9 protein-coding genes are annotated in these 7,021 nt (G+C 41.5%); all 9 read left to right on the top strand.

The genetic code is table 11. The features are described 5' to 3' along the window. Positions 1-108: 108 nt before the first annotated feature. Complete coding sequence (locus tag JDF658_RS03980) at positions 109-747, top strand: B12-binding domain-containing protein (RefSeq protein WP_079906534.1); 639 nt, start codon at positions 109-111, stop codon at positions 745-747. Between the two features lies 1 nt (position 748). Beyond that, positions 749-1,903, top strand: a complete 1,155-nt coding sequence (locus JDF658_RS03975; RefSeq protein WP_079906533.1) for a uroporphyrinogen decarboxylase family protein — start codon at positions 749-751, stop codon at positions 1,901-1,903. A 14-nt stretch (positions 1,904-1,917) separates the two neighbouring features. Next, positions 1,918-2,061 (top strand): hypothetical protein, encoded by a 144-nt coding sequence (locus tag JDF658_RS14590; protein WP_200805640.1) that lies wholly within the window; start codon positions 1,918-1,920, stop codon positions 2,059-2,061. An 86-nt stretch (positions 2,062-2,147) separates the two neighbouring features. Then, positions 2,148-2,819: a DUF1638 domain-containing protein gene (locus JDF658_RS03970; protein ID WP_200805639.1), complete on the top strand. Its 672-nt coding sequence runs from the start codon at positions 2,148-2,150 to the stop codon at positions 2,817-2,819. 45 nt (positions 2,820-2,864) lie between these two features. Continuing rightward, positions 2,865-3,542, top strand: a complete 678-nt coding sequence (locus JDF658_RS03965) for a B12-binding domain-containing protein (RefSeq protein WP_079906532.1) — start codon at positions 2,865-2,867, stop codon at positions 3,540-3,542. Continuing rightward, a complete protein-coding gene (locus JDF658_RS03960; protein WP_079906531.1) occupies positions 3,535-4,233 on the top strand; it encodes a GntR family transcriptional regulator in 699 nt (232 codons plus the stop codon). The genes JDF658_RS03965 and JDF658_RS03960 overlap by 8 nt, the downstream gene beginning before the upstream one ends. Positions 4,234-4,262: 29 nt before the next feature. Beyond that, positions 4,263-5,489, top strand: a complete 1,227-nt coding sequence (locus tag JDF658_RS03955) for a multidrug effflux MFS transporter (protein WP_079906530.1) — start codon at positions 4,263-4,265, stop codon at positions 5,487-5,489. A gap of 125 nt (positions 5,490-5,614) precedes the next feature. Continuing rightward, a complete protein-coding gene (locus JDF658_RS14375) occupies positions 5,615-5,782 on the top strand; it encodes a hypothetical protein (protein WP_200805638.1) in 168 nt (55 codons plus the stop codon). 236 nt (positions 5,783-6,018) lie between these two features. Further along, positions 6,019-7,008 carry an ABC transporter substrate-binding protein gene (locus JDF658_RS03950; protein ID WP_159446550.1) on the top strand — a complete coding sequence of 330 codons (990 nt, stop codon included), beginning with the start codon at positions 6,019-6,021 and terminating at the stop codon, positions 7,006-7,008. Positions 7,009-7,021: the final 13 nt, after the last annotated feature.

Below are 7,021 nucleotides of genomic sequence, written 5' to 3'. Positions count from 1 at the left end.
AAGTCTAATTTCCAGTTTTTAAAGAACAAATTTGGTACAAAAAATGAACGGTTAATATTACCGTTCAGGTTAAATCTCTAAATATATGATACGAGGAGGTTGTTTTTGATGACAGAATTACAGGCATTAACCCAGGCGATTGGAGATTTAGACGAAGACCAGGTAATGAAGATCCTAAAGGAGTTTGTTGCATCTAATCCCAGCCAGGAAGAGGCACAGAAGGTAGTAAACGCCTGCCAGCAGGGAATGGCTATTGTTGGCGACTTGTTTGAAAAGAACGAATACTTTGTTGGGGACCTGATTTTTGCCGGTGAATTACTTACTGCGGCCATTGACATTTTAAAACCTGTCCTCGGAGGGGGTAAGACAGCCAAAATTGGGTCAATGGTTTTAGCAACGGTTGAAGGTGATTTGCACGATATCGGTAAAAACATCTTTAAAAGCATGGCTGAAGCAGCCGGTTTTGAAGTTTATGACCTGGGAATTGACACACCTGCCAGCCTCTTCGTAGAAAAAGTAAAAGAAGTAAAACCACAAATAGTAGGAATGAGCGGGGTACTTACCCTTGCTATCGATTCTATGAAAAAGACTGTGGATGCACTTACTGAAGCCGGTTTACGCGACCAGGTTAAAGTAATCATTGGGGGAAATCCTGTTACAGAGGATGCTTGCAGGATGGTTGGTGCAGATGCTTATACAAACAACGCTGCCGAAGGGGTAAAAATAATTCAAGGGTGGGTGAAATAAAATGACTGACACCATGGCTTTGTCTCAGGAGAGAACCCAGTTATTTCATGATATAATAGATGGTAAGATCCCGAAAAGGGTGCCTATTTCCGTTTCCGCCCAGCTTGAGTTCACTATTCAGTATGCGGGGAGAGATTTAACAGAAGTGCAATGGAATCCTGTGGATCTCGAAGAAATTTTTGACAAAGTGTGTCAGGATTTTATTTCCGATACCCTCCCTGTTATGGCTTTCAGATTCCCGTCCTGGTATAAGATTTTGGGAGCAAAAAACTGGGTAATGAGTTCCAGTGGTTTTCTTCAGCATCCAGAAGTTGAAGGAATGGCTGTAGAGGATTATGATGCCTTCATTGAATCGCCTTTTGATTGTATTGTAGAAAGAGTGTTGCCCAGGCTCTATTCCGAACTCGATACCGATTCGACAACCAGAGCTATGGTCCTGGCCAAGGCCTTTAAAGCTTTCCATGATGAGATGGGTAATGCAGGGAGAATTTATGGTAACCTTATCAAAAAATACGGTTATGCTTTTGTTAACTTCTACTCCGGGTTTTGTGAGGCGCCCTTCGACTTTGTCGCCGACCAGTTAAGAGGTTTTAAAAATATAACTATTGACATTAGAAGGATTCCTGATAAGGTAGAAGCAGCTGTTGAAGCTGTCACCCCCTGGATGATTAAAATGGGAACTCCGCCGAAGCCGTCTTACTACGAAGCAACTTTTATTCCTCTGCACATGGCTCCCTACTTGCGTAACAAGGATTTTGAAAGATTCTACTGGCCCACCTTTAAAAAGACCGTCGAAGGATTGAAAGCGGTAGGCATGAGGGCAAATCTCTTTGTGGAGCATGATTGGATGCGGTTTATTGATTATCTGGCCGAACTTCCTGAAGGAACAATAATGATGTTTGAATATGGTGATCCCAAACTAATTAAAGAAAAACTTGGCAAAAAGCATATCATTACCGGCTTGTATCCTGTCTCGTTGTTAAAAACCGGTACCAAGCAGCAGTGTATCGACAAGGCCAAAGAGCTGATCGATATCCTGGCGCCAGGTGGGAACTATATCTTTGGCTTTGATAAAGCTCTGATCACAGCGGACAGTGTGAATATTGAGAACACACGGGCAGTTCTGGAGTACGTGGCGAACAATGCGAAATATTAAGGGAGGGTCGGAAAATGAATTCCAAGTATTATAAAACCTGGGAACAGTATCTGGCTGAACATCCTGAAATAGACGAAAAACAGGCACAGGCAATGGCTCAGAAAATGCAAACCTACGAGGAAATGATGTTTGCCTTTATCATGTTCCTGTGCGTGTAAATTTAAATCCTGAAACCAGGGAGGCGTCGTCTAAGGCGCCTCCTGTTCCCACATTCTTGACAAAAAATTTTAGCGAGGAGATCATTATGAATTCTACCATTATTGCCTGCCAGGTGCTGCGCGATGAATTAAATTTGGCTATCCGTGAAACGGGGTGCAGCTATCCGGTTATCTGGGTGGATGCAGGTTATCATAATGACCCTGATCTTTTACGGACGAAGCTTCAGGCAGAAATCGACGTTCTGGAAAATGTTGACAATATTCTTTTTGCCTATGGTTGTTGCGGTAACGGACTGGTAGGTTTAAAGGCTTCTACAGCTAATTTAATTATTCCTAAAACAGATGACTGTATTTCAATGGTGCTAAGTCAGCCAGGTGGGAAATTTGAGCGCCGTAAGAATACCTACTTCGTAACCAAAGGCTGGCTGGAAAATCCTAAAAATATATTTAAGGAGTACCAGCACGCTGTAACACGTTATGGAGAACAGAGGGCCAAAAGACTGTTTGATAAGATGCTAAATCACTACCGTTATTTAATGTTGATTGACACAAAAGCATATGATCTGGCGGAATGGGCAAGCAAAGCTGCTGAGTTTGCTGACAACCTTAACCTGGAAATGACTGTTGCTGAAGGCGGAATCATGTTTTTGAAGAAGCTTTTGACCGGTCCTCATGATCAGGATTTTTGTGTTATTCAAAAGGGCGGAGTGGTAAAAATCAGCCATTTCAGTAATATCAGTAGCGATTCATTCCAGTAATCTGAGCCGAAACCCGAAAATTCTCATCTTTTGGTGGAGGGGTTTATGAAAGACTTTAGCCAAAAAAAAGACTTGCTAATTAACTATGTGGAGCAGTTAGATGAAGAAAAGGTTCTTGAATTGGCTGGCGAACTTTTGGATGAAGGAATGGATCCATTAGAACTTCTGGCCCATATGAACGAAGGCATGAACAGGGTTGGGAAACTGTATGAGAGTAAAGACTACTATATTGCAGACTTGATCATGGCTGGGCTTATTTTCAGGCAGGTTCTGGAGTTAGATAAGATGAATTCCCATTTCAAAAGACAGAGTAAGAAGATTGGTAAAGTACTCCTTGGCACTGTAAAAGGCGATATTCATGATATCGGAAAAGATATTGTCAGAGGCATGCTGGAAGCCAATGGATTTGAGGTTTTTGATTTAGGTGTTGATGTACCAGAAGAACTGTTCCTGAAAAAGGCTGAGGAGTACAAACCGGACATTGTGGGTCTTAGCGGTGTATTGACCCATACTGTAGATACGATGAAGGGTGTAATTAATGCTTTTGCAGTTGCGGGACTCAGAGAGCAAGTCAAGTTTATAGTGGGAGGTAACCACCTCACAGAAGATGCATGTAAATATATAGGTGCCGATGGCTTTGCGAGAGATGCCTCCCTGGCGGTAAAAAAATGCCTGGAATGGATTAATAGTAAAAAAAGACAGGGAGAAACTGAAAATGATTAATCCGGTTTATCTCACAATAGTTGAAGATATAAAAAAGAAAATACTCAGCGGTGAATTAAAACCCGGTGATGGTATTGATTCGGAAACAACCCTGTGCAAGAGATATGGTGCCAGTCGCATGACGGTGCGGAAAGGGCTGGCTTTACTGGTTAATGAAGGATATATTTATTCCATTCCGGGTAAAGGCAACTTTGTACGAAAACCTGAGCTGAACAAATATATCCTTTACTATGACGAGATGCGCAACTCCATTAACAGTGTTGATAAATCAAAACTGATTGAAGTTAATATTATTATGCCAGACGAAAAATTGGCTAACGAATTGCAAACTACCAGGAACAAAAATGTTATTTTGATTCGCAGGTTATTTTATACAGATGGCTGTCCGGTGGCTTATGATATAAAGTACTTGCTATACCAAAAAGGTATGCCTATTGTTGAAAAGGAAATTGAGCATGCAACTTTTCCCGAAATGATTTCCAAAAGCCTGCCGCTTTTTGCTTTGAAGAAAGAATTAATGATTTATGCCCAAATACCCGATGAGGAAATCAAAAGGTATTTAAATATTTATGATGAACTTGCCTTGCTTGTTGTCGAGCAGAAACTTTATAACAATGAAAATAAACCCATGGGTTTAGGAAAAACTTTTTACCGGGGAGACTATATCAAATTGCGGGGTGTTAGCCAATAAATTGGGGCTGTAATTAGGAGGAGGTAGGAATGCAGACAAAAAAACAAAAATTTCTGGGGGAGAAGGGGTTTGTGCTGTATATTGCTTTTCTCAGTGCCTTTATACCGCTATCCACAGACCTTTATCTTCCTGCATTACCACGGATGGCGGAAACCTTTAATGTAGCACCTGGACTGGTAAATTTGACCCTGATATTTTTCTTTATTTTTTATGCTGTTGGAACGCTGTTCTGGGGGCCTTTGAGTGACAAGTGCGGGCGTAAACCAATTTTGTTGTCAGGACTGGGCATTTATACTGCGACAAGTATTTTGTGTGCGTTTGCAGGTAATGTTTATCATCTCATTATCTTCCGGATTTTACAGGCAATCGGTAGCGGTGCAGTAACTGCCGTAGCTTCAGCGGTAGTAAAAGACGTTTACAGCGGGCGGAAACGCGAATCTATCCTGGCCCTGGTTCAATCCCTGGTAATGATTGCCCCAATTGTTGCTCCGATTTTAGGGGCGGCCATCTTGAGTTTGACTTCATGGCGGGGAGTGTTTTGGACATTATCATTGGCAGGCCTTATGGCTACTGCTGGTGCTATTGCGATGGAAGAAACAATAGAACAACGATCTACCGGAAGCGTTTTTCAATTAATTGGACGATTGGTGGTAGTCGCAAAAAATCCGGGTTTTTTATCTCTTCTCATTACCTTTACAATTATGGCCATTCCAATGATGGCTTTTATCTCTGCATCTTCCTATATTTATGTTAATCAGTTTGGATTGAGCGAAGAGGTTTTTAGTTATTTTTTTGCTACCAATGCGGCGTTTCTGGTAATTGGTCCCCTATTGTATATAAAATTGTCCAAACATGTTAAAAGTAATTCCCTTATTACCATTAGTTACATTGTGACAATTGGGAGCGGATTATTAATTTTCTCTATTGGTGATACCAGCCCCTGGGCCTTTACCTTATCCCTTCTGCCGGCTACAATAGCTGGAAGTATCATCCGCCCCCCGACTACGAATCTGATGCTTGAACAGCAGCAACAGGATACCGGTGCAGCTGTTTCGCTTATGTCCTGCGCCTTTACCTTGATGGGGGCAGCGGGAATGATGCTAATTTCTCTGGGCTGGGCAAACAGAATTCTGGTTATGGGGCTTATGTATGCAATAGTTGCTTTAATAAGTTTGCTCCTCTGGCTTTTCTTTTCCAGGAAACCATTTGTCAGGCAGGTGACTTATCTGGAGCAAATCGGTGTACGGGGCGAGTAGTATATATCAAAGTAAGACGGGAAGGGGTCTTACTTTATGATATATACAGTAAAACTGGGTGATACCCTGCCGGTACCTAGTGCCTGGTTAGGAACTAGGGAGGACTGTTTTATGGTACATTTAAGATGAGGGAAAAAGGTAAAAAAATGAAACATAGAGTCGCTGTAGGAGCACTATGTATTGAAGCTGCAGGACCAGTAGCATTTATAGTGGCTGGAGGTGTTGTAGCAGTTGGTTTATTGTATTTTCTTGGTGATGATGATAATGAGACTGGGGCTGTTTCTCAAAGATAATTTTTTATGAAATTGGAGTTACTCCCGTAATTGGTGGGCTAACTCCATTTTGTTTTACAGAAAAAGGAAGAATGAGCACCCTTCCCGGAATTCTCAAGTTACTGTTAGTCAAAGTTATATTGAATCTCTGGTTTTAAAGGATTTTTGAATAATAACGTAGAAAATCTTTTTCTGGAAACAATAAGGGCAGGCAGCGCTATTTAAAAATGGAATCTTCTGGATTGAGGTGTATAAAAATGGGAAAAAAGGTTATTTATATTTTGATGTTGCTAACAGGAATTATTGTTATTTTGGGCTGTCAAATTGCTTCAAAAACTGAGCCGACCAAATGGTCTGTCGGTATCCTGGCTGCCAGCAATGCTAAAGCGGAAAAAATCGTTGGCTTTAAGCAAGGTTTAGCTGACCTGGGAATTACCGAGGGAAAAGACGTTACCTATATAATTTTAAATGCTCAGGGTGAGCGGGAACAGCTCTTGCCTTTGGCCCGGAAGTTAGTACATGAGAAGCCGGATGTGCTGGTAGCAACCGGGGGTGTGGAAGCTGATGCCCTGAAAATAGCAGCTGAGAATCAGAACATTCCCATTGTTTTTATTGGAGCTGCTTCTACGGTACAACGAGGTATAGTAAAAAGCTTTATTGACCCGGGAGCACAAATTACCGGTGTGGATAATTATCATGCTGAGCTGGCCGGGAAAAGATTGGAATTATTAAAGAAACTGTTACCTTATGTGCAGAAAGTTATTGTTATCTACGATCCTAACGTTCCTCCCGGTTATACCAGTTTGAAAATAGTTCAAAATACGGCTAAAGATTTAGGGATAGTAATAAAAACCATAGCGGTAAGTTCCAGAACAGACTTTAAAACAAAACTAAATCGGCAATCGGTGCAGAACTATGATGCTATTCTTCCTTTGTCAAGTTTTTTGATTGAAACTTTAACCCAGGACTTGCTTGCCTTTTCCTGGCAAAACAAGATTCCGGTTATGGGCATCATTGAACAGGAAGCGGACCGGGGTTATTTTGCAGCCTATGGCGTTTCTATGTATAATCAGGGATACCAGGGAGCCAGAATAGTAGCCAAAGTTTTACAGGGACAGCAGCCGAAACAGATACCTGTGGAAACACCGGATAATCTGGAATTGGTGGTAAATCTGCGCACAGTGGAGAGACTGGGACTTAAACTAAATGAAACTGGATTAAATTTTGCCAGAATAATTATAAAATAAGAAACTGAGGCGA

The sequence above is a fragment of the Carboxydocella sp. JDF658 genome, from assembly GCF_002049395.1.
Lineage (GTDB): Bacteria > Bacillota.
The sequence above is the reverse complement of the archived record's forward strand: the minus strand, read 5'-3'. Positions and strand labels throughout refer to the sequence as shown.